The sequence below is a fragment of the Brevibacillus dissolubilis genome, from assembly GCF_006170445.1.
Taxonomy (GTDB): Bacteria; Bacillota; Bacilli; order Brevibacillales; family Brevibacillaceae; genus Brevibacillus_B; species Brevibacillus_B dissolubilis.
Genome location: NZ_VCNA01000016.1, coordinates 26,110 through 51,454 on the forward strand (window position 1 = coordinate 26,110; position 25,345 = coordinate 51,454).

At 50.8% G+C, this 25,345-nt stretch carries 24 protein-coding genes; 4 read left to right on the forward strand and 20 right to left on the reverse strand.

From position 1 onward, the window contains the following. Nucleotides 1–13 precede the first annotated feature (13 nt). From FGI41_RS22505 to FGI41_RS22525, 5 genes are read right to left on the reverse strand one after another with little or no spacing between them, the layout of a single operon-like run. Nucleotides 14–922, reverse strand: a complete 909-nt coding sequence (locus FGI41_RS22505) for a type II secretion system F family protein (protein WP_139492561.1) — start codon at nt 920–922, stop codon at nt 14–16. Further along, the gene (locus FGI41_RS22510) at nt 919–1,836 is read right to left on the reverse strand and encodes a type II secretion system F family protein (RefSeq protein WP_255298604.1); all 918 of its coding nucleotides are present in this window, start codon (nt 1,834–1,836) and stop codon (nt 919–921) included. Before FGI41_RS22510 ends, FGI41_RS22505 begins: the two co-directional genes overlap by 4 nt. 9 nt (nt 1,837–1,845) lie before the next feature. Next, nucleotides 1,846–3,342, reverse strand: coding sequence for a TadA family conjugal transfer-associated ATPase (locus tag FGI41_RS22515; protein ID WP_139492562.1), 1,497 nt, complete (start codon nt 3,340–3,342; stop codon nt 1,846–1,848). Nucleotides 3,343–3,380: 38 nt separating this feature from the next. Further along, nucleotides 3,381–5,084: a CpaE/TadZ family protein gene (locus FGI41_RS22520; RefSeq protein ID WP_255298605.1), complete on the reverse strand. Its 1,704-nt coding sequence runs from the start codon at nt 5,082–5,084 to the stop codon at nt 3,381–3,383. Then, the gene (locus FGI41_RS22525; RefSeq protein ID WP_139492563.1) at nt 5,081–5,824 is read right to left on the reverse strand and encodes an RcpC/CpaB family pilus assembly protein; all 744 of its coding nucleotides are present in this window, start codon (nt 5,822–5,824) and stop codon (nt 5,081–5,083) included. The genes FGI41_RS22520 and FGI41_RS22525 overlap by 4 nt, the downstream gene beginning before the upstream one ends. Before the next feature lie 376 nt (nt 5,825–6,200). Between FGI41_RS22525 and FGI41_RS22530 the strand changes: the two genes are divergently transcribed. Then, nucleotides 6,201–6,602, forward strand: coding sequence for a PBECR3 domain-containing polyvalent protein (locus FGI41_RS22530; RefSeq protein WP_139492564.1), 402 nt, complete (start codon nt 6,201–6,203; stop codon nt 6,600–6,602). 565 nt (nt 6,603–7,167) lie between these two features. Here the strand turns inward: FGI41_RS22530 and FGI41_RS22535 are convergent. Next, nucleotides 7,168–7,641, reverse strand: coding sequence for a DUF4097 family beta strand repeat-containing protein (locus FGI41_RS22535; protein WP_139492565.1), 474 nt, complete (start codon nt 7,639–7,641; stop codon nt 7,168–7,170). A 417-nt stretch (nt 7,642–8,058) separates the two neighbouring features. Between FGI41_RS22535 and FGI41_RS22540 the strand changes: the two genes are divergently transcribed. Further along, entirely contained in the window at nt 8,059–9,192 is a 1,134-nt protein-coding gene (locus FGI41_RS22540; RefSeq protein ID WP_139492566.1) for a coiled-coil domain-containing protein, read from the forward strand. Nucleotides 9,193–9,296: 104 nt separating this feature from the next. Here FGI41_RS22540 and FGI41_RS22545 read toward each other — a convergent pair whose 3' ends face one another. Genes FGI41_RS22545 through FGI41_RS22555 form a run of 3 tightly spaced genes read right to left on the reverse strand, consistent with a single transcriptional unit; the run spans nt 9,297 to nt 12,572 of the window. Then, nucleotides 9,297–10,067, reverse strand: a complete 771-nt coding sequence (locus FGI41_RS22545) for a type III pantothenate kinase (RefSeq protein ID WP_139492567.1) — start codon at nt 10,065–10,067, stop codon at nt 9,297–9,299. A gap of 47 nt (nt 10,068–10,114) precedes the next feature. Then, on the reverse strand, nt 10,115–10,963 hold the full coding sequence (gene nadC / locus FGI41_RS22550; protein WP_139492568.1) for a carboxylating nicotinate-nucleotide diphosphorylase: 849 nt from the start codon (nt 10,961–10,963) through the stop codon (nt 10,115–10,117). Next, nucleotides 10,950–12,572 (reverse strand): L-aspartate oxidase, encoded by a 1,623-nt coding sequence (locus FGI41_RS22555; RefSeq protein ID WP_139492569.1) that lies wholly within the window; start codon nt 12,570–12,572, stop codon nt 10,950–10,952. Before FGI41_RS22555 ends, nadC begins: the two co-directional genes overlap by 14 nt. A gap of 220 nt (nt 12,573–12,792) precedes the next feature. Here FGI41_RS22555 and FGI41_RS22560 point away from each other — a divergent pair, with 220 nt between their 5' ends. Beyond that, entirely contained in the window at nt 12,793–13,965 is a 1,173-nt protein-coding gene (locus FGI41_RS22560; RefSeq protein ID WP_139492570.1) for an AbrB family transcriptional regulator, read from the forward strand. 49 nt (nt 13,966–14,014) lie between these two features. Here FGI41_RS22560 and FGI41_RS22565 read toward each other — a convergent pair whose 3' ends face one another. From FGI41_RS22565 to FGI41_RS22580, 4 genes are all read right to left on the reverse strand, one after another. Further along, a complete protein-coding gene (locus FGI41_RS22565) occupies nt 14,015–14,425 on the reverse strand; it encodes a Fur family transcriptional regulator (protein ID WP_139492571.1) in 411 nt (136 codons plus the stop codon). Between the two features lie 21 nt (nt 14,426–14,446). Beyond that, nucleotides 14,447–15,286, reverse strand: coding sequence for a metal ABC transporter permease (locus FGI41_RS22570; protein ID WP_139492572.1), 840 nt, complete (start codon nt 15,284–15,286; stop codon nt 14,447–14,449). 30 nt (nt 15,287–15,316) lie between these two features. Then, nucleotides 15,317–16,090 (reverse strand): metal ABC transporter ATP-binding protein, encoded by a 774-nt coding sequence (locus FGI41_RS22575; protein WP_438358051.1) that lies wholly within the window; start codon nt 16,088–16,090, stop codon nt 15,317–15,319. Nucleotides 16,091–16,249: 159 nt separating this feature from the next. Then, nucleotides 16,250–17,284, reverse strand: coding sequence for a metal ABC transporter substrate-binding protein (locus FGI41_RS22580; RefSeq protein ID WP_255298611.1), 1,035 nt, complete (start codon nt 17,282–17,284; stop codon nt 16,250–16,252). A 224-nt stretch (nt 17,285–17,508) separates the two neighbouring features. Here FGI41_RS22580 and FGI41_RS22585 point away from each other — a divergent pair, with 224 nt between their 5' ends. Beyond that, the gene (locus FGI41_RS22585; protein ID WP_176560402.1) at nt 17,509–18,024 is read left to right on the forward strand and encodes a PCYCGC motif-containing (lipo)protein; all 516 of its coding nucleotides are present in this window, start codon (nt 17,509–17,511) and stop codon (nt 18,022–18,024) included. A gap of 186 nt (nt 18,025–18,210) precedes the next feature. Here the strand turns inward: FGI41_RS22585 and nadA are convergent, their stop codons facing one another. From nadA to FGI41_RS22620, 7 genes are all read right to left on the reverse strand, one after another. Continuing rightward, nucleotides 18,211–19,155: a quinolinate synthase NadA gene (nadA, locus tag FGI41_RS22590; RefSeq protein ID WP_139492573.1), complete on the reverse strand. Its 945-nt coding sequence runs from the start codon at nt 19,153–19,155 to the stop codon at nt 18,211–18,213. Between the two features lie 96 nt (nt 19,156–19,251). Further along, nucleotides 19,252–20,121: an HAD family hydrolase gene (locus tag FGI41_RS22595; protein WP_139492574.1), complete on the reverse strand. Its 870-nt coding sequence runs from the start codon at nt 20,119–20,121 to the stop codon at nt 19,252–19,254. A 75-nt stretch (nt 20,122–20,196) separates the two neighbouring features. Continuing rightward, the gene (ftsH, locus tag FGI41_RS22600) at nt 20,197–22,098 is read right to left on the reverse strand and encodes an ATP-dependent zinc metalloprotease FtsH (RefSeq protein WP_139492575.1); all 1,902 of its coding nucleotides are present in this window, start codon (nt 22,096–22,098) and stop codon (nt 20,197–20,199) included. Between the two features lie 87 nt (nt 22,099–22,185). Further along, nucleotides 22,186–22,725, reverse strand: coding sequence for a hypoxanthine phosphoribosyltransferase (gene hpt, locus FGI41_RS22605; protein WP_139492576.1), 540 nt, complete (start codon nt 22,723–22,725; stop codon nt 22,186–22,188). Continuing rightward, complete coding sequence (gene tilS, locus FGI41_RS22610) at nt 22,718–24,142, reverse strand: tRNA lysidine(34) synthetase TilS (protein ID WP_139492577.1); 1,425 nt, start codon at nt 24,140–24,142, stop codon at nt 22,718–22,720. The genes hpt and tilS overlap by 8 nt, the downstream gene beginning before the upstream one ends. Further along, nucleotides 24,114–24,575 carry a threonine/serine exporter family protein gene (locus FGI41_RS22615; protein WP_139492578.1) on the reverse strand — a complete coding sequence of 154 codons (462 nt, stop codon included), beginning with the start codon at nt 24,573–24,575 and terminating at the stop codon, nt 24,114–24,116. Before FGI41_RS22615 ends, tilS begins: the two co-directional genes overlap by 29 nt. A gap of 13 nt (nt 24,576–24,588) precedes the next feature. Continuing rightward, complete coding sequence (locus tag FGI41_RS22620; protein ID WP_368656826.1) at nt 24,589–25,338, reverse strand: threonine/serine exporter family protein; 750 nt, start codon at nt 25,336–25,338, stop codon at nt 24,589–24,591. Between the last annotated feature and the right edge of the window lie 7 nt (nt 25,339–25,345).

Consider the following 25,345-nt stretch of genomic DNA (forward strand, 5'->3'; position numbering starts at 1 on the left):
CTGCAAATAAATTTCAAAGAGTAGCTTTGATGCCCATAAAAGATGGTCCCATCACCAGGAACAGCAACGGAACACCCATGAAAATAATCAAAATCGGCAGTAGTCGGATACTCATTTTGTTGACGTAATCGGTCATCTCGTCTTCTTGCAGGCGAAGCTGTTCCTCGACCTGTCCAGCCAGCAGCGGGGCAATCGCAACACCTTTGGTCATCGCCTCATTAATTTCTGACACGAGCGCAATCAAAACATCAACATCCCAGCGAAACGCCATCTCCTCCAACGCTTTTCGCCAATTGCCGTACTGTCTCTCCTCGATATCGAGCATTGCCATCTCCTGACCAAGTCTGCCTGAATATCTGGCCGCAGTCGCCCGTATAGCCGTATGGATTGGCATTCCGGCCTCAACCAAAGCCTGAATAATGCTGAAAAACAACGGGATTTGCTCCCGTATTTCGTTTTGCGCCTGCTTGTCTGCTTTTTCGATTAAAATCGTAGGGAGCATATAGACAAGCAAAGCACAAAAGAGTGGCAGCAACGGCACGATACCCACTTTTTCCCCATGCAAAAGAAACCAGGCTATTACAGCAACACTGGGGATAAGCAATATACCTCCTATGCATTTAGCCAAAAGAATCTCTTCCATTGCGATATTCCATCGAAGGCGGGACAGACGCAGCTCCATACCTTTTTTGTCCAAGCCGACTCTCTGCATCAACTTGTCTGCTAACGGCTTATTCCTGCGCAAGTAGCCGACAAGCCACCATTGAGACCTGGTTTGCCTAGCAAAAAAATGATCCAGCCGTGCCGACTGCTCCACCTCAATCCTCGACGTCAACTGCTTTTTGGTATCTGCTTCTGTCAGGAAACAAGACGGCAACACAAATAAACAAGCCGATAAGCCGAGCAAAAGAGCGATGATCAAGCTTTTTCCCCTCCCTTTTGCAACGGATTGAGCGACATATAGCGGATGGCCTCGCCGCCTAAAATAATAGACAGAAACGATCCCAACATCGCGAACCGACCCCACACCGCCTGAGTCAGCGGTTCAAAATGATGCGGGTTATTAAAATAAAGAATCGCCACAAACACAAAAGGCATCACACTCAGCATGTTCACCTGTGCGAGCACCTGTGACATCGTGGCACGTTGCCTGCGCTGTGCCTGCTTGCGACGGATAATGGTGGCGGATGCCAAATCGAGAGTTTTTGCCATGTCTCCGCCCAGTTGACGCTGTACTTGAACAATCGTCGCAAGATAGGCGATATCAGCAGAGCCTGTCCGCTGAAACATGTGTTGCATAGCCGTCTCCAGTGGAATCTGTCCCCGCAAAAACTCCACCAACCGCCCATATTCCGTAGCCACCCGACTATCTACAAAAGGACTCTGCGCCACCTGCTCAAAAGCATGCAGATACGAAGGCGACGTACGAAGCGAACTCGCCATGATCCGCAAGGCACGGACATTTCCCTCCTCAAACCGCTCCCGGTACCTCACCCGCAAAATGCTGACAAACCGCTCCGTAAACAAGATCCCCGCAAGCAAAGCAGGCAAAGAAAGCCACCATGACTGCAAAATCAGCCCGGTAAAGAAATAGGTAACAAGCCCGGATGTCAAAGCAAAAGCAAAATAACGGGTAACCGAAAGACTGACTTGCGCCTGTTGCAGCCGAAGCGCTAAACGTTCAATTGGGGTTTTCCGCCTTTTTTGCATCTGCATGATGGTATCGTGCAAAGGTTCGTCTTGAAGCCATGTTGCTTTTTTAGTCGGTAAAAACAGAAACGCTCCGCTGACACCGAGAGTGAGCGCCAAAAACAACGTGATGATTAAATCAATCATAAACTCCCCCTATATCCGAATGGGATCAGCGAAAAATACTGCCTCCAGCTGCTCATCTTTTAACCCCTTGGCCCGCCATTTTTGTACAAGTCGCTCTGGCATATAGCCTGTCCACTTGAACTGTCCTGTCACTCTACCGTCTACCACTCCCAACGGTTCATACACGAAAATATCCTGCAAATAAACACGATGAGGGACAACCTGCTCCACTCCACAGGTATGACGAATCCAGTCTTCGTGTGATTCCCCCGTGCCAACTACCTCTGTAATTGCTACTATTTTGCGGCTACCGTCCTCCTCAAAACGCTTGACCTGTACGATCAGATCAAGAGCTGAACCAATCATCAGATTTCGCTCTACCGTGTTATAGGTCTCATCAGCTTTTCCAAATAAAATCGGCAAAGTAGAATCCACCAGCGCCCGGGGGGAGTTGGCATGTGCCGTACTCCAGCTGCCCGGATGGTCGGTGTTCATGGCCCACAGCATGTCGATGATCTCCCCGCCACGTGATTCCCCGACAATAATGACATCTGGCCGTTTTCGCAGAGACAGACGAACACAGTCCCGGATCGAGAATCCGCCTTTTCCTTCATGATTAGGCGGCTTGGCTAAAAAACGGCGGACATACGGGTGCTGCAGCTTCAACTCCAGCACGTCTTCAATCGTGATCGCACTCAGGTGCTTGGGGATATACTGCGACAGCAGGTTCAACAGATGGGTTTTCCCCGAACCAGTCCCGCCGCTGACAAGCCCAGAGCAACGGGCCAGTCCAATCGCCCATTGAAGAAAAGTGAGCATCGGTTGGCACACAGAGCCATAGCGAAGATAATCGGCCTCTGTCAGCAGGTCACGGTGTTTACGGATGGTCAGCATATGACCGTCTGGAGAAATCGACCGGTGCGTTGCAGCAATCCGCGAACCATCGGGCAGCTGGGTATTGCACTCGGCTTTTGTTTCATTAAATTCCCGCCCCATCGTTGCCGCGATCTGTTCGATCAGCCGCAACAGCTGAGGCTCTTCATGAAAAACCTTTCCGGGCACAGGCTCAAGCCTGCCTGAGCTTTTTCTCTCGACGACGACATAATCATGGCGGTGCACCAAAATTTCTGTTATATCATCGTCATCCAACAATTCATCAAGCGGGCCCCATCCCGTTAATTCGTGCAGTAACCGATGCGTCTCTGCAGCAATCTGATTGGTGGTGAGCGGGGCCTGCGCTTCGATGAGCAGACGGAGGTTTTCGGAGATTTCATGTAAAAAAGCAGGGTCAGCTTTCTCCTCCCACAGCTTGCGACCGTACTTTTCCACCATCTGTTTTTTGACCTGTGCGGATTGGTCGCTGGTTAAATGCTGTGGCTTGGTGTGGGCAGAGTCGTTCTCATCATGCAGCCATCCCCCCGCCTTTTGTTGGGCGCGTTTTGCATCGCTGGTAGTATGGCGCAGGTCAATCGGCTGTCGTCCTGTCTGCTGACCGAGACCAAGCAGACTTTTGCGGGAAAAGGTCATGGAGATGCTCCTTTCTAGCGTTCTGAAGACTTTTCGGATTAGCCAAAAAGATTAAACAGAGAAAAGCTTTTCTTGCTCTTACCCGCCTGTGTGTCTTGCTTGTTTCCTTCCGCACCACCATCAAACAGACTGGGCGCGAGTGAACGGGCCAGGGCAGCAATCGCCTCCTTAGATGGAGACTTGCCGGATGAAAGCATCAGTGGCTTCCCTATATTCAAAGATCGCTTGACCTCGGTGTCATCCGGAATGGTATAGATCTGCTTGTTGGGATGCAGTTGAAAATAGGCTCTCATTTCATCGAGAGTGAACATCTCTTTTCGTTGCAGGCGGTTGATGCAGATCTGAATACGCTCTTCGGGATAGTCGGCCTCGCGGAGGAGTTTTAGCATGCGTTGAATATTTTCAATTGCATCTACTACAGGATTGCCGACCATCACCACCCGTTCCGCAAAAAAGAGCGCTTGGATTGTTGCATCAGTGGTATCTGGAGCTGTATCGAGCAGGATGATGTCATAGTCGCTTCGTTTTAAGGTCTCAAGAATGTGGTAGAGGTGATAGTCTTTGATGTCAAAGCTGTGGCGAATTTCACGCGGGGATGTGAGGACATGGAGGCCTGATTCGGTGTGGTGAACGATATAGTCGGCTATTTCACTTGGGGTAAACGGCAGACGGGTACAGTATGCTTGAAGTTGATCATGGGTGATAGACGCGGGGTCTTGTCCTTCTGCGTAAATAAGATCGGTTAGCTGCTGGTCGATCTGTTGCACCCATGTAAACAGATTTGGTGTGCGTGCGAGGTTGAGTGATGTGGCAAATGTCCCGAGGTCGAGGTTGAAGTCGACAGCAAGCACCTTGGGGCGGGATTGTGTGATTTCGTGTGAAGCAAAAAAGACTGCCAGTTCACGGGAGAGAAAGGTTTTACCGACACCGCCCTTTGGACCATATACGGTGATGAAATGCTTGGGTGAGACAGCGGGTCCAGGTTCAGTGGGATTAAAAGGTGCGTTGGCATGGGGTTTGATTGATTGGATGATCTGTGTGTTAGATTCTTGTCTTTTGGAGGCTATAACGTTGGATTGTGGAATGAATGGCTGATTCATGGTGAGAACAGAGTTATGTACAGCAGCAAGCTTGGATAATGGCTCCTCATGATATTTTGCATCTTGTCCTTCACCCGACCCTTCCACTCGTTCCATCTCCAGTACCTGCACTTGTTGCGTTATGTTTTTATCCTGCTCTGGCTCCCCTGTTGCCCCCATCTGTAACCCCGATTCCATCTCCTCCTGACTTGCTCTCACTGGCAAAGAATCCGCCTTCCCAAGCACCTCCCTCGCCAATACATCCAGCTTCTCCACCGTAACAGGCGGAACCATCGTCCAAAGCCCGATGTTCTGCAAAATCGGTTCCCAATGCGCATATTCTTTTCCACACACGACAAGGCAGACCAGTTCAGGAAACGTAACTCGGATTTGTTGACAAAGTACGCCGAGCGAAATATTTGCCGTCGGGTAAACGATTACCATGTCAGGACGACACTGCTTTACCATTTGCACAATCTCGTGGTAGCTTCCCACCTTACCACAGACTGCGAGATGGTTGCACGCTTCCAACTTTTCTATAAGAGTTTCGTCCTCACTCAACTTGTTGTCGATCTGAGTCTGATCCGACTTGTTCATCCCCAGATGAATCAAAAGAACTCGCACGGCTTCCCCGCCTTTTCCCGTCGATACCGCTTGAATCATTCTGCTCCCTCCCCGTCACTCCAACGTTTGTTTGTTTTGAGCAAGGCCGAAGCAAACGTGTAATCGCCGATGCCTGCTTCTACCTTTCCATCTCTCAGTGGGGCCTTGCTTAATCTGATTTTTCCGTAGTGCAGAGCATGTGTCAGAAGCACAGCTTCGTTGACCTGCAGGGCGATGGTAACGGCCGTCAACTGTGGCACTTCACCGTCCATCTCTCTTTGCAGGGCGATGATTGGCATTTCTTTTAGCAGCAGACCTGTGTGTGCTCCTGCTTCATTTTCAAAAGAGGCATAGATATGTACCCGATCTCCCGCGGTCAGGTGTGGGGATATTCCTGTGATATTATCAACAGGGATACTGATACCTGTCTGGGTGTCGTGCAGGCTCTCATCCAACGAGCTCTGTCCCTTGATGTTCAAGTCGTTCCACATCAGCGGTACACCGCCTTTGAGCGAGCGGGCAAAGGTAAGACCGTCGAGTTTGGCTGTATCTTCCCAAGCAATCAGACCGGGTAGAGGCGGGCTTTTATCGGGGAATAGACCCCCCAGAGTCAGGACAGCCTGTTCGACTTGCTCGGGCAGAAGCGGCATGCCGCCTTCAACGTTGACATCATCGCGGAGTTTGACGTAGGTAAAAGTGTGTGGCTTGAGCAGATGATACGATCCGAGAGCCACGGCGAGTGCAAAGATCAGGGCAGCGATGAGACGGATGGGGTGGATGACTGGGGTTTTGCTTGGCATGATAGATAGGCGCCTCCTTTCATAGAATTTCTACAAGGGGAAAATCAACTGTGCCTATCGTACGCCAAGTCGTTGGGACAAAAAAAGCGATAATCCTCTAATCGGTATCGCTTGGGACAAAAATAGGTATTTGCTGAATTAAGTGTTTTCTCTTATCCTGAAAATACAATTTTAATATTGGCAATGGTATGTTGACTTACGGAGTACCCGAGGTCTATTTATTGGCATGAAACCTGCCGATAAGTAGTCCTCTTTTTGTTTATTTAGGCGACGAAAGGAGTTATCAGATCTAAAAATCATTTAATGGGAGTTATTCTTAACTTACAATTACTCAACTCAATCGTAGTGTAATTGCATGTAGGGAAGGGCGGTTTATATGGGGACAGTTACAAAACAATATGAGTCAACTGAGCGTCAAATCATTGGGATTTTGGATATTGCAAAAATCAACCAAATATTAGGGATAGACTATCAAATGTCTCCACATGTCTGGATGTACCCCGGCTTAAAAAAACACGTTCAGAAAAGACACCCTGGCATTTGGGAATTGTATCATCAACATATTCCTGATATCATTCAAAATCCAGACTACATAGGACAAAACCCAAAAGAACCAAACAGCATAGAGTTGGTAAAGCAGATTTCTGATTCTATCCTTCTAGCCATTAAAATAGATCCATCCGGGTACTTGTTCATCTCCACTTTTTATGATTTAAAAAATGCAGAAAATAAGGTACAAAAAAGGCTACGTTCGGGCAGATTAAAGCCCTATGAATAACTGTCTGCAACAGTTAAAGTCTCTAAATGCTCTTTCCGTTTCCTACGATATTGCAAGGGTACTTCGTAAATGTTATGATTGAAATGTAACATGACATGCATGATTAGAATCAAACAGCAATATCATAAATAAACCGAATCATTGAGGTGGGAAAGGTTCCCCACGCGCCTGCATTTGGCAGGTTACAAGAGATCAGGATACGCCGCCCTGCTATGATTCGGAAAACCAAAGACCCCCTATCACGGAGGGTCTTTTTTTACTTTAGGAAGTCTTTCCACACATCACTTCCAGCTCTAATATTTGAGGATAAATAGGATTAGCCAAGCTCTCATCAGATATATCATCGTCTTTAACATATCTCCTGTCATAATTGGATTTCGATCGGTCCCACATTTATCTTCATCTTATCCAAAGATAGAAGCCTTTCACGCCTCACTCTATCCATACTGATAAGATGTCATGGACATAAAAGAAAAACTCCACCATCGTACTTACATGGTGAAGTTTATATGAGAGAAATGGGTGCAAGATATATTCTTATTTTTTGTGACTCCTGACTTCCCCCCTACACCACATCCACCGTAATCTTCCCCGTCTCCGTCTTCATCTCCCATTTCCCCGCCTGGATATTCGTCGCCAGCTTAATCTCCCCCGTCTGGCTCGCAATGCTGAACTTCTTATACATCTTACTCGGCAACGCAATATCAATCCGCGTATTCACCGCATGATCCGGAGTCCCCTCCGTGCCAGCCCGATCATCACTCAGCACTGCCTTGACCTCCAGCCGGTTCCCTACCTGCTCAGCCGTAAACACAAGCTTATCCTTATATTCCTCGCTCACGTCTCCATGAAAATGGACGCGGACGTTCTCATCTTCGCTGGCCGTCAGCTGGATGGATGTCATGTCGGTGACGATCTCCACGCTTCTGACTTCACGGCCGTCCAGTCGCTTTTCTTCGTTGACGGATACCTTGCTGTTGCCTGACAGCGAACCGATCAAGGCGATACCTACTGCCACTTTTGTCACGCTCCCTAACATCTCGCTTCTCACTCCTTTTTTTCTATCCGTTATCGGTCTCTATGCACTCTATCCCTTATCATCATGAATGATCGCTGTTGGTGTAACGAATAATCGAACAGCCAAAGATTGGCCATACCCTACGTTATAGACGGTTCAGAATTCCAAAGTGTTACATATTCCTTGTACCATCAGCTAAAATGGGCGCCCCGATTGAAGCGTCATAAGTGCCTGCATGCATACTTACCCTGGCCGCTCGTGTGTTGAATCATGGTAAACAGGCATTTCCACTCCTTTCCATGAGTTTTACACAATCTTTTAAGAAACACATAAGAACTCGTAAAGAAAAAGCTAAGAACCGGGGTCTAAACTAATACCTGTAAGCAAGACAAACACACAAACACAAATAAAACCAACCACCTGAAAGGATGAATAATCATGATGAAAAAATTCACTATCTTGTCCGCACTCGGAGCACTCGTACTTACAGCAGGAATCAGCGGGGTAAGCGCTGCTGCCACCACCACAACTGACCAAGCAACAACCAGCACCGTCCAAACGGCGAAAGCACCTTGGGGTCTCGGTCAAAAACAAATGGGTGACATGAAAGTCCGCGGCGGCTTCAATAAAGGCGCAATCGGCGGCAACAACACCGAGCTGCTCACTCTGCTCAACCTCGATGACGCAGCACTCAAGGAACAGCTCCAAGCTGGTAAATCCCTCGCCGAGATTGCAGAAGCACAAGGCGTAACCCAAGAAGCCTTGATCGAACTGCTCACCAAACAAAACAACGAGCGCCTTGACCAAGCCCTAACAGACGGCAAGCTCACTTCCGAGCAAGCTTCGGAAATGAAAACCCAATTCGCTACCAAGGCAACGGAAATGATCGAAAAAACAGGTCTGGATCGCGGCCCAGGTGAACACGGCGGCTTCGGCGGACGTGGCGGCGTTGACAGCGAAGAACTGGCTACTCTCTTCAACCTCGACCAAAACGCGCTGAAAGAACAGCTCCAAGCTGGTAAATCCCTCGCTCAGATCGCAGAAGCACAAGGCGTGACCAAACAAGCAGTGATCGATCTGCTTACCAAACAAAACAGCGAACGCCTTGACCAAGCGGTAACAGACGGCAAGCTCACTTCCGAACAAGCTGCTGAGATGAAAACCCAATTCGCCACCAAAGCTACTGAAATGATCGAAAAAACAGGTCTGGATCGCGGTGAACACGGCGGCTTCGGCGGTCACGGTGGCTTCGCAAGCGAAGAACTGGCAACTCTGCTCAACCTCGACCAAGACGCGCTGAAAGAACAGCTCCAATCCGGCAAGTCCCTCGCTGAAATCGCGGAAGCACAAGGTGTAACCAAGCAAGCGGTGATCGATCTGCTCGTAAGCGAACACCAAGCACGCCTGGACCAAGCTGTGACAGACGGCAAGCTTACCGCTGAAAAAGCAGCTGAGATGAAGACCGACATGGAAACCCGTGTAACAGAAATGGTGGAGAACAAAGGCTATGGCAAACCTGAATTTAAAAAGTCTGCTGATGCTGCTGCATCTGCCCAAACTGCTGGCGAATAATCTGCGGATGATTGAGCTACCCATTGACTACAAATTGACGTAAAAATACAAAAAAGCCGGAATTCCTGTACGGGAAAACCGGCTTTTTTGGCGTCCTTATGAGATTACGAACTCTTATTGCGCTCATAGATCAGCCGAAGCCCCTTGAGCGTCAAATTTTCATCTACCACATCGATACTATCCGTCCCATCCGCGATCAGCCTCGCGAGGCCACCCGTAGCGACGACCTTCGGATTGGCCGATGCCTCTTGCTTCATCCGGCGCACGATTCCCTCGATCTGACCGACGAAGCCATAGTAAATCCCCGACTGCATCGAAGCGATGGTGTTGCGTCCGACCACAGAGGATGGCTTGGTGATCTCTATCCGTGGCAATTTGGCTGCACGGCTGACCAGTGCTTCGGTCGAGATCCCGATCCCCGGCGCAATTGCCCCGCCCCAATATTGCATCCGCTCATCAATATAGCAAAAGGTCGTAGCCGTCCCCATATCGACGATGATCAGTGGTGCCCCATATTCATGCAGTGCGGCCACGGCATTGACGATTCGGTCAGCACCGACTTCGCGCGGATGCTCTGACTTGATATTAAGCCCGGTGCGGATGCCAGGCCCGATGCAGAGCGCTTTTTTATGAAAATATTTCAGGCACATCCGCTCAATCGTCTTGTTGAGCGGCGGAACCACCGATGACATGATCACGCCGTCCACTTGGTCGAGACGAAGCCCCACACTCAAAAACAGATTGTAGACCAGCATACCGTACTCGTCTTCTGTCTTGTTCCGGTCGGTGGCGATGCGCCAATGATGGGTCAGATCCTCGCCCTTATACAGACCGAGTACGATATTGGAGTTTCCTATGTCAATGACCAGCAGCATGATCGTCTAATCCCCTTTTTGCTCTTACATATGGCTATGTATGGCGTTTAGCGTTTGCGTTGGTTCAAGTCCAAGCTGATGTCGAGCGCCTTGACGGAGTGGGTCAGCGCACCTACGGAGATCACGTCAACACCGGTCTCTGCGATTCCACGGATCGTCTCCAAGTTGACCCCACCGGATGCTTCTACGATCGCACGTCCGCCGATCATCCCGACCGCTTCACGCATCATGTCGTTTGGCATATTGTCCAGCATGATGATGTCCGCTCCTGCCGCCAGTGCTTCTTGCACCTCTTCGAGGGATTCGGTCTCCACCTCGATTTTCATCGTGTGCGGAATCGCTGCACGCGCTGCCTGTACGGCTTGGGTGATACTGCCTGCACCCTTGATATGGTTGTCCTTAATCATCACGGCATCATACAGGGCAAAACGGTGGTTATGACCGCCGCCCACACGTACCGCGTATTTTTCCAGCAGACGAAGCCCTGGTGTAGTTTTGCGTGTATCCACGACGCGAGCCTTGGTGCCCTCGATCGCTTTGGCATATTCGCTCGTGCGGGTAGCGATACCGGATAGACGTTGCAGCAGGTTGAGCGACAGACGCTCGCCGACCAGCAGGGATTGGACAGAGCCTGTGACTTCGGCGATCTGCACGCCTTTGTCTACGAATGTACCCTCTTCCACTTTTCTGGTAAAAGTAAGCGTTGGATCGACCACAGCAAAAACCAGCTCAGCCACATCAAGACCTGCGATAATCCCAGCTTCTTTTGTATAAAGGATTCCTGTGCCCTGCTCATCAGCTGGGATGGTGGTCATCGTGGTGATGTCCCCGTAGCCTACGTCCTCTCGCAGCCACTCTTCGATTTTTTGTTGGAGTTCACGTTTATTCCAGATCATCGGGTTGGTTGTTCTCCTCTCGTACACCTTCGTCAATGGTTTGAATAATGTGCTTGCGCCAGATCAGGTCATCTTTTTTCGGGAAATCGTCGCGGTAGTGCCCGCCCCGGCTCTCTTCACGGATCAAGGCAGCACGGGTGGTCAACAGCGCGCTGGTCAGCAGGTTGAGGTACTCGAACGCTTCCCGCCCGTGGTAATCACCCTCAAAATAACGCAACATGCGTTCCATCTCTTCAATGGCTTTGAGCAGACCTTTTTCGTGACGCTTGAGGCCGACGTTGCGGAGCATCAGCTTTTGCAGCTTGAGGCGCTGTTGGATCGTGTTAACGGTTTTGCCGCTGCGTTTTTGCTCGTACCAGAGATCAGATACCTGTTCGTGTGGCTGCAGTTCTTTGATCCGCTCGGCGATCCGGTGACCGTATACCACCGCTTCGGATAACGAGTTGCTGGCCAGACGGTTCGCCCCGTGTACGCCTGAGCAGGAGACCTCTCCGCAGGCAAAAAGGCGCGGTGTCGAGGTCTCGCCGTTCAGGTCGGTTTTGACTCCGCCCATGATATAGTGGCAGGCTGGTGCTACCGGAATCCAGTCTGTGGTCATATCTAAGCCGTATTTCAAGCAGTATTTATAGATAGTCGGAAAACGGTGCTTGATCAGCTCCTCCGACTCATGCGTGATATCGAGATAGACATAGGACGAGTTGGTCTTCTCCATCTCGGAGACGATCGCGCGTGCTACGACGTCGCGGGGCGCCAGTTCTTTTTGCTGGTGGTACTGCTCCATGAAGCGCTCCCCGTTGATATTGCGCAGGATCGCACCTTCCCCGCGCACGGCTTCTGAGATCAGGAAGCGCGGCGCCCCTGGGTAATACAAGGCAGTCGGATGGAACTGGATGAACTCGACATCCTTGATCTTTGCCCCGGCCCGATACGCGATGGCAATCCCGTCCGCAGTCGCAATCTCTGGATTGGTCGTATAGCGGTACAGTTGTCCCGCTCCGCCCGTGGCAAGCACAGTCGCGGTAGATTCAAGGAAATACATCTCCCCGTCCGGCTTCATCACCAGCGCTCCGACGCATTCATCCTTGGAGGTCACCACATCGACGACAAAATGATTCTCCAGCACGGTAATCCGTTCGCTCTCCCGCGCCTTGACCGACAGCGCACGGACGATTTCCGCCCCTGTCGCATCCCCACGAGCATGCAGAATGCGGCGTTTGCTGTGTGCGCCTTCTTTGGTCAGCTCAAACTGGCCCTCAGCGTCACGGTCAAACTCCGTTCCATACTCGATCAATTCTTTCAAGCGATCCGGTCCCTCATGTACGAGCACCTCAACGGCCTCGTACGAGCAAAGACCCGCTCCCGCAATCAATGTATCCTGACGATGCAGCGCAGGTGAGTCCGACTTCGCTGTCACTGCAGCGATCCCACCCTGCGCCCATCGTGTATTACTGTCATCCAGACTTTTTTTACTGATTAAGACAACATTTGCATATTTGCTGATTTCCAATGCTGTGTAGAGACCCGCAATGCCCCCGCCGATCACAACCACATCGGTCTTTTCCCGTGGCAACTGCTTTAAGTCAAAGTTGACAATATAACGCGGGATCATAGCAAAATACCCTTCTCTCCATCAAAGTAAGTGATAAGTACGTTTGTCCCACCCATTATAGCAAAAGCGGGGGAGCATGAGAAAGCCCTGCCCATCAGCGGAAGCAAGTATGATCCAAATGAACAATTCAAAAGACAATGACCGTTTCAAGTATAGTAAAATAAAAGATAGTTAAAAGATAAAAGTAATATGTCACCCTTTGGATAAGGAGTTATTCATCATGAGAACCAGATCTTCTCAGTCTCCCTGGCTGCGGGGTGTTGAGACTTACCTCGTTGCTTTAGTGGGCGCCTTGCTGTTCACTTGGCTGAACGTCCCTCTCTCTTGGATGCTTGGCTCTATCACCGCTGTCATGATCTGGCGCGGGATGACCAAGCGTCCATTATATGCGCCCCCGTTGCTTCGTACGATCTCATTTCTTTTTCTCGGTTATATGCTTGGCACTTCCTTTACCCGTGATACGGCATGGCAGATTCTGATTCAAGCACCTTATATGCTGTTGATAACGGTCACGGTCGTGGTCCTCAGTGTCTCGATGGGCTACTGGGTCGCCAAAAAGTCAGGGATCAATCCGGTAACCGGTGTGTTCGGCAGTATCCCCGGCGGTCTGTCGCATATCGTCTTGCTCAGCGAAGAAGAAGAGGACGCAGATACGACCGTCGTGACGTTCATGCAGACGATCCGATTGTTCGCCGTGATTTTTATCGTGCCCCTCCTGACTGTGCATGGCATAGGTGGGCTGGCGGAAGGCTTGGTATCTGGATTAGGTGCAGGTACGCTTCACACTGAAGCCGGTTCGGCCGTAACGACTGCCACTGCTGCCACAACAGATGCTGGTACGGTACCGGAACTTCGATCCATGATTCCGTTCTGGTCACAACTCCTGCTCTTCCTGATCGTCGTCCCAATCGGCACATGGCTGGCTCACCGGATCAATATGCCTGCCGCACTCATCACAGGCCCGCTGTTGACCACCGCACTGACCATTATCATGACCAACATCCCTGCTCCACCATTGCCGCCTCTTTTGATCATCATTTCCCAGGTAATGGTCGGCACGTATCTGGGTCTTACACTCAAGATCAATAACTTGAAGCAATTCGGCAAAGTAGGCACGCTCACCACCCTCAGCAATATCGTACTGCTGCTTGTCTCCGTGGTCATCGCGATCCTACTCTCGTCACTGCACCATATCTCGCTTCCGACCGCCTTCCTCAGTACCGCTCCTGGTGGTGTCGCCGAGATGGGAATCACCGCACATACCGTCCATGCTGATCTGTCGATTGTAAGCAGCTACCAGCTGTTCCGCGTCTTTTTCATCATGTTCGTCGTGCCTTGGGTTCTACGCAAGTGGCTGGTCAGACAAAAAGCCGGGAAGCGCTCCCTCCCTTGATGAGGGGCCGCGTCCCGGCTTTTTCTATTCCGATCCGTATGTTCACCTTCTATGAACACTCTTTACAAGTACCATACACTTCAAACTTATGCCCCGTTACCGTAAAATCAGTCGGGATCTGCGGAATCACGGTCATCGGACAGCTGGCGAGCGTCGTCGTCTTGCCGCATCCGGTACAGATGACGTGATGGTGATGACCGTGTGTCGTGCAGGTCAGGCGGTATTTGCCCTCCCCCTCAAGCTCGGTCTCTTCGAGGATTCCCAGCTCGACGAAGGTGGACAGATTGCGGTAGACCGTGTCAAAGCTGAGCGTCGGATAGTTTTCTTTCATCCGTTCCATGATATCCTTAGCCGACAGATAACGCTTCTCCTTGGCACAGATGCGAATGATCTCTTCGCGTTTTCCTGTATATTTGAATCCCTTATCTTTTAACAGTTGCAGTGCTTCATCTAAAGTCATCGTGCAAGCCTCCTTTTCTGCTTACCGCATCAGATTGCGCACGCGCTTGCCTAAGAGGACGATCATCAGAATCAATACAGCTGCCAGCACAATCGTCCCACCAGATGCCCAATCCATCATGTAAGCTATATACAACCCGGACAACACCGAGATTTCTGCAAAAATAATCGAATACCAGATCGCCTGACGAAAGCTCCCCGCAATCTGCAGGCTGGCCGCCACCGGAAGCGTGATCAGCGCCGAGATCAGAAGCACCCCGACAATCCGCATCGATGCCGCAATCGTCAACGCAACCAGTACCATGAACCAGAGATTAATCCGTTTACGCGCCACTCCCGATACACGGGCGAACTCTTCATCAAAGGATACCGCAAACAACTCCTTGTAAATCAGCGCCACGGTCAACAGCACCGCAGCCGCAACGCCGACCAGTGCCAATAGATCTTCAATCGTCACAGTGACGATCTTCCCGAACAGATACGAATACAGGTCCGTATTAAATCCATCCGCGACACTGACAAGAACCGTGAACAACCCCAACCCCGCCGACAAAATCACCGGGATCGCCAAATCCTGATACGCTTTATACACCTTACGCAGCCGCTCGATAAACAGCGAGCCGATCACCGAGAAGACCATCCCGAAGAACAACGGGTTAATCGCCGCAAACAAGGCGAACTTTTTACCGAGGAGCATCCCCGCCGCCACCCCGGACAGCGTCACATGGGATAATCCATCCGCCATCATCGACAAACGGCGCACGATCAGAAATGTCCCGAGAATCGGGCAGATCAAGCCGATCAACAGCCCCGAAAACAAGGTATACCGTAAAAACTCATAATTCCACCAATCCGCTAGCATGTTGCATCCTTCCTTCTTTTTCCCGCATCCTTACTGATGATGATGGGCAAGCAGCTTGAAGCCTTCACCATACATCGATTTAAAAATATCCTCTTGGTTATGCTCGAACTCATGCGCTGTCCCGTGGAAGTGAATGCGGCGGTTCAGACAAGCCACCTTGGTCACCCACTCCGACATCACGCCGATATCATGACTGATAATCATCATCGTCATTCCGCTCTCTTCTTTGAGCGAACGCAAGAGACCATAGAACTGCTCGATCGACTCCTGATCCACCCCGACAGTCGGCTCATCCAAAATCAACAGCTCTGGATCTGCGACCAATGCCCGCGCGATAAATACACGCTGCAGCTGACCACCGGAGAGCTTGTTGATCCGCTCGTCGCTCTTCACCTTCAGACCGACCCGCTCGATCACCTGCTCGACTTTGGCATAATGCTCGGCCTTGAGGCGGCGGAACAGCCCGACTCTCCCGACCAGACCGGATGCGACCACTTCCCGCACCGTCGCCGGAAATCCGCCAGCACCATGTGCGACCTGCTGGGCTACGTACCCCACCTTGGTCCAGTCACGGAACTTGCTAAGCGGCGTACCGAACAGCTCGACCGTACCCGTAGTCGGCGTAAGAAGCCCCAGCACTACCTTCATCAATGTCGATTTACCGGACCCATTCGGCCCGACAATCCCGAGAAAATCACCTTTATACAATGAGAGCCCAATGTCCTCCAACACCGTCTTACCGTCATCATAACGGAACCCGACAGATGTGAGATTCACAACTGGTGTACCTTGTTCCTGACTCATATCCATCATTCCTTGTTGATTCGTAATCGTACTTATTCTGATTTGCCAACTTCCATCGTACTACAGACCAATCCGTGTCACAAGCCTTTTATATAGAAGAAAGCTGGCCTCCTCTGAAAAGAAAACCAGCTTTTGTCCCGACTCTGACGATTGTGTTCCCTATTGCAGGGCGGTGCGCAGGGTCTCCATGTTCTCACGCATGATGGAGAGATAATCCTTGCCCGCCTTCTCTTCTTCTACGGTCAAGCCTTCCAGCGGATTGAGCGTCGCTGTCTTCACATTCGCTTCACGCGCGATCACTTCTGCCACCTTTGGGGAGACCAGTGTCTCGAACATGACGTAGCTGATTTTGTGCTCTTTCACATGCTCAACCAGCTCTTTCATCTCAGCCGGGGATGGCTCATCGGCCGGGGAGATCCCAGAGATGGAGACCTGCTCCAGACCATAGCGGTGGGCCAGATACGTAAACGCACTGTGCGCAACCATGAACTCTTTTTTCGGTGCTTTTGCTGCCATGTCCTTGAACTCTTGGTCAAGCGCGTCCAGATCAGCTGCCAGCTTCGTATAGTTCTGCTCATAGTCCGCCTTATGGGCCGCGTCCAGCTTGATCAGCGTATCGCGGACTTTTTCTGCCTGCTGCTTCAGCAAGCTTGGGTCCAGCCATGTATGCGGATCGAATTCGCCATGCTCTGCGTGTCCGTGCTCGTCATGGCCTTGCTCTGTGCCTTCTGTTGTGGCTGCTTCACCCGCATGCGCTTCGTGCCCATGCGCGTCTGCCGAGGTTTCGGTCGCAGCTTCTCCTGCATGTTCCTCATGCTCATGTCCCGCTTCGGCGCTGAGCAGGGTAAGGCCATCTGTCGCCTTCACCACGGTCATATTGGACTGATCCATTCCCTCCAGCGCTTTATCGATCCAGCCCTCGAGACCGCTACCATTGTAGATGAACAGCTTCGCTTTGGACATATCAATCACGTCTTTGGCAGTCGGTTCAAAATCATGCGGCTCTACCCCTGCAGGTACGATATTGGTCACCTCCGCATGCTCACCTGCGATCCGCGAGGTTACATAGTAGAGCGGGTAAAACGATGTATACACCGTCAATTGACCGGTCTGTTCTGCACTGGTCTCAGCTACGACTCCATTGCCCGCTTGTGTGGCAGGTGCCCCACACCCCGTCGTCAATAACGCGCTCATAAGAACCAATGATAAAATCGTATATGCCTTGTTAGCATGAATCTTCTTCACTTTTCCATCCTCCTGTACTATCCCGTGGGATTCTGGTACAATCATCACTTGTAACATTATACTTATATGCATCCCATCTGTAAATAAGAACTATTACGATTTGCAGTTGATTCCTAACATTTTTATTTGGACATATGATATACTAGGTAAGAGAAAAGGAGGTTTGTACGCATATGAAACCTATCCAAATGATGTACGCGACGGTTTTGTCTCTTACCATCCTCACTGGTTGCGGACAACAAGCCGTTGATTCCACGAATGGGAATGCTAATCAACAACATGAACAGCATGAACAACATAAACTGCCGAATGGCGACCTTCAAGAAGTAACCACCTCTAAAGATGTACTGCCAAGCTTCTTGAACGGTAAAGACCCACGCATCATCCTCGCTTATCAGACTGCTGCCAAAAACAATGACCTCCTTCAATGGATTCCATGCTATTGCGGTTGCGGTGATGAAGCCGGCCACCAAAACAACGGTAACTGCTTCATCAAAGAAGTGAAGGAAGACGGCTCTGTCGTCTGGGATGACCACGGAACCCGCTGTGGTACATGCATGGAAATCGCTGTCGTCTCCTCCAAGCTCAAAGAAGAAGGCAAAACCGACAAAGAAATCCGCGACATCATCGACAACCACTACAAAGCGGATTATGCACCACCGACTCCGACTCCAATGCCTTCTGCCTAACCGAACAGTCATATCAAAAGGCTATGCTTTTGACAGTTCCTACTACTGAGCATAGCCTTTTTTGTTTGGGATTATACTGATGGCATGTAAGATTCAGAACTCTTCTACATAAAAAGCCGATGAACCACTGCTCTCTCGATCAAGCAGGATTCATCGGCTTTTTGCATTTCTCTTCGCTCTCGACAATTAGTCTGGAGCCACTTCAAGCATACGCTCCAGGGAAGCACGGGCAGCTTCTGCCACGTGTTCTGGTACGTAGATTTCCGGCTTCATGTTTTCCAGCGCCTCGACGCATTTTTTCAAGTTGTTGACCTTCATGTTCGGGCAGACGAGGTATTTGGATGCGAAGTGGAACTTCTTGTTCGGGCTGTCTTTCTCCAGCATGTAGCGTACACCGTCTTCGGTACCGATGATGAATTCATCATGAGCGGACTCACGGCAGAATTTCAGGATACCGGTTGTGGAGCCTACATAGTCAGCCAGCTGTACCACTTCCGGACGGCACTCAGGGTGAACGGCTACCACTGCATTTGGGTACTGCGCCTTCATGTTCATGATGTCTTCGACAGACAGCTGGTCATGCGTGTTGCAGTAGCCTTCCCAGATGATCATTTTCTTGTCGGTGAACTGGGAGACGTAGTGACCGAGGTTTTTATCCGGAACCCAGATGATCTCTTCCGCGTCGACGGATTCGATGACCTTCTTCGCGTTGGACGAGGTACAGCATACGTATGTTTCCGCTTTCACGTCCGCAGAGGTGTTGATGTACGCCACCACTTTTGCGTTCGGGTGCTGCTCCTTGAGTTTGCGCAGACCAGCTACGTTGACCATGTCGGCCATTGGACAGCCCGCACGTTCGTCTGGGATGATGACTGTTTTATTTGGGTTAAGGATTTTCGCACTCTCACCCATAAAGTGAACGCCGCAGAACAGGATGACGTCAGCATCGGTTTCTTTTGCTTTTTGAGCCAAACCAAATGAGTCACCGATGAAGTCTGCTACCTCTTGAATCTCAGGGCGTTGATAAAAGTGAGCGAGGATAATCGCATTGCGCTCTTTTTTGAGTTGCATTAATCGTTCACGCAATTCGGCATTGCGCTGGGCTTTTTTTTCAAGCGCCAAGGCTTCCATTCTAAAACCTCCTACTACTGGCTTTTACAGTATTGGTTTTAATGTATCCCTGTCTCAAAGAGTTGTCAATCGGAAATAGTAGGGGAATTGTACAGCCTAGATGTTCTTCCATAATCGTTCCCGGATAAAATGAGCCACACCATCTTCTTCATGGCTTCGGGTCGTGTATCGGGTCAGCTGCTTGATCTCATCGGAGGCATTGCCCATCGCTACGGAGACACCTACTTGGGACAGGATATCAGTATCATTGGCGGCGTCACCAAAAGCCGCGATACGCTCTGCTGTGATACCCCATCTCCGCGTGAAGTGCTGCAAGCCTTGCCACTTGTTCACACCGGGAGCTACCAGCTCTACATTGCGGGAGCCTGATGAGGTGAGATGGATACGCTCGCCCAGTGGAGCCAGCTGTTCGCGCACCCAGAGAATCTCCGCCGGATCAGGATGCCAATAGAACACCTTGACGATCTGGTTCTCGCCTGAGCGGATTTTGCGGAACAGTTCTTCCTGCTCGATCACTTTGGTCAGCTTATGGAAGGAATAGTTGCGCAGGGAAAACGCTCCGTGCTTATCCTCTTGGGGCAAAAGCTCCTGTTCCACCCGGGCGCGGTCTTCCTGGATCATCCAGCGGTTGCTTAACGTATCATGTACCTCGTAGTATATCGTCCGTTGCTTGATCATATCCACCGCATCAGTCACAATATCTGGCGGCAGGTTGACACTCTGAATCAAGGTTCCATCTGCCTCATAGATCGCTGCTCCATTGCTGCACACATAGCCGTCAAACGGGTACTGATCACAAGCCATCGACGCCGACAGATACGTTCGGCCCGTCGCTAAGAGCAGCTTGCATCCCTGTGCCTGAAGGGCCCGACACGCTTCTTTATTGCCCTCGCTCATCTGTGATTGCCGGTTCAGCATCGTCCCGTCCAAGTCAAACGCCGCCAGTCCTACATCGAGAAAATCCATCTCTTTTGTCCCCCTACGCGGTTTCTTTTATAAAAAAGAGGCACCTGATAACGGCGCCTCTTCTACAGCTGTTGCTTATTCTTTCTTGTCATCCCGTGGCAGGATGTTGACGGAGAGATCACCTGGAACAAAGTTCGGCTCTTGGTCAAGCTTGCCGTTTTCGATCAATTGCTTGATCTGTTCGGCATCCAGTGTCTCGTATTTGAGCAGGGCCTGCGCCACATCTTCAAGCTGTTGGCGGTAGGTGGTCAGAAGTTGTGTACAACGTTCGTACTGCTCATTGATGATGCTTTGCATTTCTTGGTCGATCTCGTAGGCGATCTGCTCGGAGTAGTTACGCTCATGTCCGAGGTCGCGGCCGAGGAAGACCTGACCTTGTGAACGGCCGAACTGCATCGGACCAAGCTTGCTCATCCCGTATTCGGTGATCATGCTTCGTGCGATTGCAGTCGCGCGCTGGAAGTCATTGTGCGCACCAGTGGAGATATCACCGAGTACGATTTCTTCCGCTACGCGGCCACCCAACAAGCCGACGATTTTATCAAGCAAGTCGCTCTTCGTTGCGAAGAAGCGGTCTTCTTTTGGCAACATGACGGTATAACCACCCGCTTGACCGCGCGGGATGATGGTCACCTTGTGTACCATGTCTGCATTCTTGAGGTAGTAGCCCACGATGGTATGACCTGCTTCGTGGTATGCAACCAGACGGCGTTCGTCTTCGCTGACCACGCGGGATTTCTTCGCTGGTCCTGCGATGACACGGTCGATCGCTTCGTCTACTTCCTGCATGGTGACCTGTTTTTTGTTTTTACGTGCGGTCAGAAGAGCCGCTTCGTTCAACAGGTTTTCCAGATCAGCACCCGTGAACCCTGGGGTACGGCGGGCGATTGTATCGAGATTGACATCTTCGCCGAGCGGCTTGTTGCGTGCGTGTACCTTGAGTACAGCATCGCGGCCTTTGACGTCTGGACGGTCAACCGTGATCTGACGGTCAAAACGGCCTGGACGCAGAAGCGCCGGGTCAAGAATGTCCGGACGGTTGGTCGCTGCCACCATGATGATACCTTCGTTGGCACCGAAACCATCCATTTCGACGAGCAATTGGTTGAGCGTCTGCTCCCGCTCGTCATGTCCACCACCAAGACCTGCACCGCGCTGACGTCCTACGGCATCGATCTCGTCGATGAAGATGATACATGGAGCATTTTTCTTCGCATTTTCGAACAAGTCGCGGACGCGGGATGCACCCACACCGACGAACATTTCTACGAAGTCGGAACCTGAGATGCTGAAGAATGGTACGCCTGCCTCACCAGCAACGGCACGAGCCAGCAATGTTTTACCTGTACCCGGAGGACCTACCAGCAGCACACCTTTTGGAATTCGCGCGCCAACGGCAGCGAATTTACGAGGGTCTTTGAGGAATTCAACCACTTCCACGAGCTCAGCTTTTTCTTCATCTGCACCCGCTACATCGTCGAATGTCACGCGTTTCTTCTCATCGTTGTACAGCTTGGCACGGCTTTTGCCGAAGTTCATCACCCGGCTGCCACCGCCCTGAGCTTGGTTCAACAAGAAGAAGAATAAGATAAAGATAATGACGAAAGGAATAATCGATGTGAGGAAAGTCAGCCAGATATTGTTGCCTTCAGCCGGCTTGAAATCCACCTTAGTAATCAACCCTGCGTCAATCTTCTTATTGATGAGCGCGAGCAATTCGTCATCGTATAATGGAGCGTTGGTCGTGAATGCTTCTTGATTCGCAGAGGCTGTTTTGCGCTTCCCCTCTATGCGATATGTACCCCCATCAACCCGGAGTTGTGCTTCTGTGATTTGATCCTTGGTCAGGTCTTGCCTAAATTCCTGGTAGGTCAATTGCGCCATTTTGTCGGTCCCGGAGAGGACAAAGTTAACAATCCCTACCGTGACGAGGAAAATGAGTAAATAGAACCCTGTATTACGGAAAAAACGATTCATTTCTTACCTCCTCTCACAAAAAAGACACTTCCCATATTTTATCATAATACAATATATCTTCACAACCTGAGAGAAATGCTTACCTGCTTATTTCGTATACACTTCAGGCTTCAGGATGCCGATATAAGGCAGATTGCGGTATCTCTCCGCATAATCCAGACCGTATCCTACGACGAATTCGTCTGGAATGGTGAATCCGCTGTAGTCTGGGGAGATGTCTACTTTGCGGCGTTCCGGCTTGTTGAGCAGGGTTACCACTTTTACGGTTTCCGCTTCACGGATTTTGAGAGACTCGACCAGACGGCTCAAGGTAAGGCCGCTGTCCATGATGTCTTCGACGATCAGCACATGACGTCCTTGAACGGATGTGTCGAGGTCTTTGAGGATGCGCACAACCCCTGAGGATTCTGTGCTGTTGCCGTAGCTGGATACGGCCATAAAATCCATTTCGCAATGAATCTGCATTTGACGTACCAGATCAGCCATGAAAAGAACAGCACCCTTGAGGACGCAAATCACCAATGGGTTTTTGTCACGGTATTCATCAGCAAGGGTCTGGCCTAATTCCTTCACTTTTTCCGCGATCTGTTCTTCGCTCAGTAGTACGTCTTTTATGTCGTTATGCATGATGTACCTCCTGCCATTCTTCTCGGAACTCAACTTCGATATAGAGAAAGCGGGTCGTGCGGTCTGAGACCTGCGCGTGGGCGGAACGTCTTACACCTGGGACCCAGATGATCACGTCTCCTGCAAGGATCAATGGAATGCGGTCTCTCGCCTGCTTGGGTACCTTGGCGTCGATGAGCAGTTCCTTGAGCTTCTGCGTACCGCCTGACAGCGTAATCCGGTCACCCGGCCTGCGGCTTCTGACATGCAGCATCTCTTCCAGCTGGTCGGCATCAAAAACCGCCTGATTCGCTGTGAAGCCGTGCCAATGAGGGGCGCGGTCGAGATAGCTGGCATGGATGACGGTACCATTCTGCCCAATCCACGTCGTCCCTGGCAGGATGAGTGGCAAGGCAAACGGTTGCACCTGCTCAAATGTTGCTTCCTTGCTAATATGGATATGCTCATACATCCGCTCTACGACTACTTGATTGGCGAGATGTACGGCAGCTGACGGATTCTCTTGCCCAATGACGTGCAAAACGGCCTCCACATGCTGCGAAGACCACTCCATACCGTTTGAGAGATAACTTAATATTAGAGTAATCATTCTGCTTTGTAAAGCAAGGTCACAAGTTTGAAATTTCTTTCGATCTAATATGATTTTTTCTGCGTCTTGCGACAAAATCACCTGTCCGGCTACGCGTTTTGTTTCTTCCATTAAATAGGCGTCATCTGCCTGCGCGAGCCTGGAGAGCTTGAGGATATGCTCCCGGTACCTCGGGTTGAGCTCCTCCATCAACGGAATGAGATCAAGCCGAAGCTTGTTGCGTTGGTACTTGCGGGATTGGTTGCTGCTGTCCTCGCGCGGGGTGAGTCCAACCTCGTGACAGTAAGCTTCCAGATCACGACGGCTCACAGTCAGGAGCGGGCGGACGAGCTCCACTCGGTCATCCACCAGCCATCTGCGCTCAGGCATACCAGACAGACCATGGATACCTGTGCCGCGCAGGATTCGCATTAGGATCGTCTCCACCTGATCATCGGCGTGATGGGCCAATACGACCTTGGTCGAGCCGGTTTCTTCTGCCACCTGCTGGTACAACCCGTAGCGGATCTGGCGGCTCGCTTCCTGGGAACCCAGCCCCGTCTCTCTCATGTAAGCCGGGACATCCCGCCGAAACGACCAGCACCTTACCCCTACTGTATGACACAAGTCCTCCACGTATGCGGCATCACCGTCTGATTCTTCACCGCGAAAACAGTGATTGAGGTGAACGACATGAATCTGCCAGCCATACTTGTATTGTTGATTAAGCGCAGACAAGATATGCAACAACGCCGTCGAATCCGTCCCGCCGGAGACTCCCACGACGATCGATTCTCCATGGGTCAGCATGTTGGTTTCTTTAATTCGCTTTTGCACTCTTAGGAGCATAGCGGGCCACAATTCCTTTCCATATTGAAAAGAGCGACAGCCCCAAGGTCAATCCTGCGGCAATCGCACCCGCTGCCACACAGGTCTCCACCGCAAGCGTGATGCCTTGGAGGTAATCCCCGTTGACAAAGGAAAGCATGGTCTTGTAAGCGGTCGAGCCGGGGACCAGCGGGATGATCCCCGCAGTGCTGAAGTTCGTCGATGGTACCCGCAACTTCACGGACAGCCATTGACTGGCCAGTGAAATAAACGTCGCTGCAGCAAAAGTGGCAAGACCAATCTGTGCTCCGAACACCGGCAATGATTTAAAAATCAACCAAGCCAGCATCCCAACCGTTCCTCCGGCCAACAAGGTACGGACCGGTACGTTAAACAGCATGCCGTAGGCGACAGCAGAACCAAAACTGAGTACTAATCCAAGCAATACATACATCTCTTATGCCACCTCACAACGAAAGCACGAGCGCCGTCGCCACAGCGATCGATAACGCGGTAAGTACGGCTTCCACGCCTCGGGACATTCCAGCCACCAAGTCGCCCGCCAAGATATCACGAAGCGAGTTGGTCACGGCCATCCCTGGGAAAAGCGGAAGCATCGTGCCAATCAACATATAATTCAGATGAAGATCAGGAAACAGGTGATACATAAGTAAGACGAAAAAACCACCGACACAGCCTGCCAAAAACTCCGTGAAGAATTTGACCCGCATCACCTGTTCAATGTAGACGATACTCTTGTTGACCAGCATCCCTGCGATCATCGTCGGAATCATATCCCAGATGGTTCCCCCCAATAAAACAGTAAAAGAGCCACTGGCAAAACCCGAGGCCAGACTTTGCATCCAGGCTGGGTATTGTGGCTTTTTCTGCTCGATCTCCAAAAGGTGTTGGTGGGCCTGTTCCAGCGTCAGTTGACCTGATACATAATGGCGGGAGACTTGGTTAACCAGTGTTACTTTATTCAGATCAACACTGCCACGGAAGACCCGAATCATCCTGGTATGATCCTGGTCTCCGTCGCAATAGCTGAGAATAATCGTACTCGGAGTCACAGAACTATAGACGTCATCCATTCCAGCTGCTTGCGCGATGTGAGCCATCGTATCTTCCACTCGGTATGTTTCCGCTCCGCTCTTCAACATGATCCTGCCTGCCAGTATGCAGGTCTCCATCACGTGGTTGTTAGCGGTCATCATGGTGCAT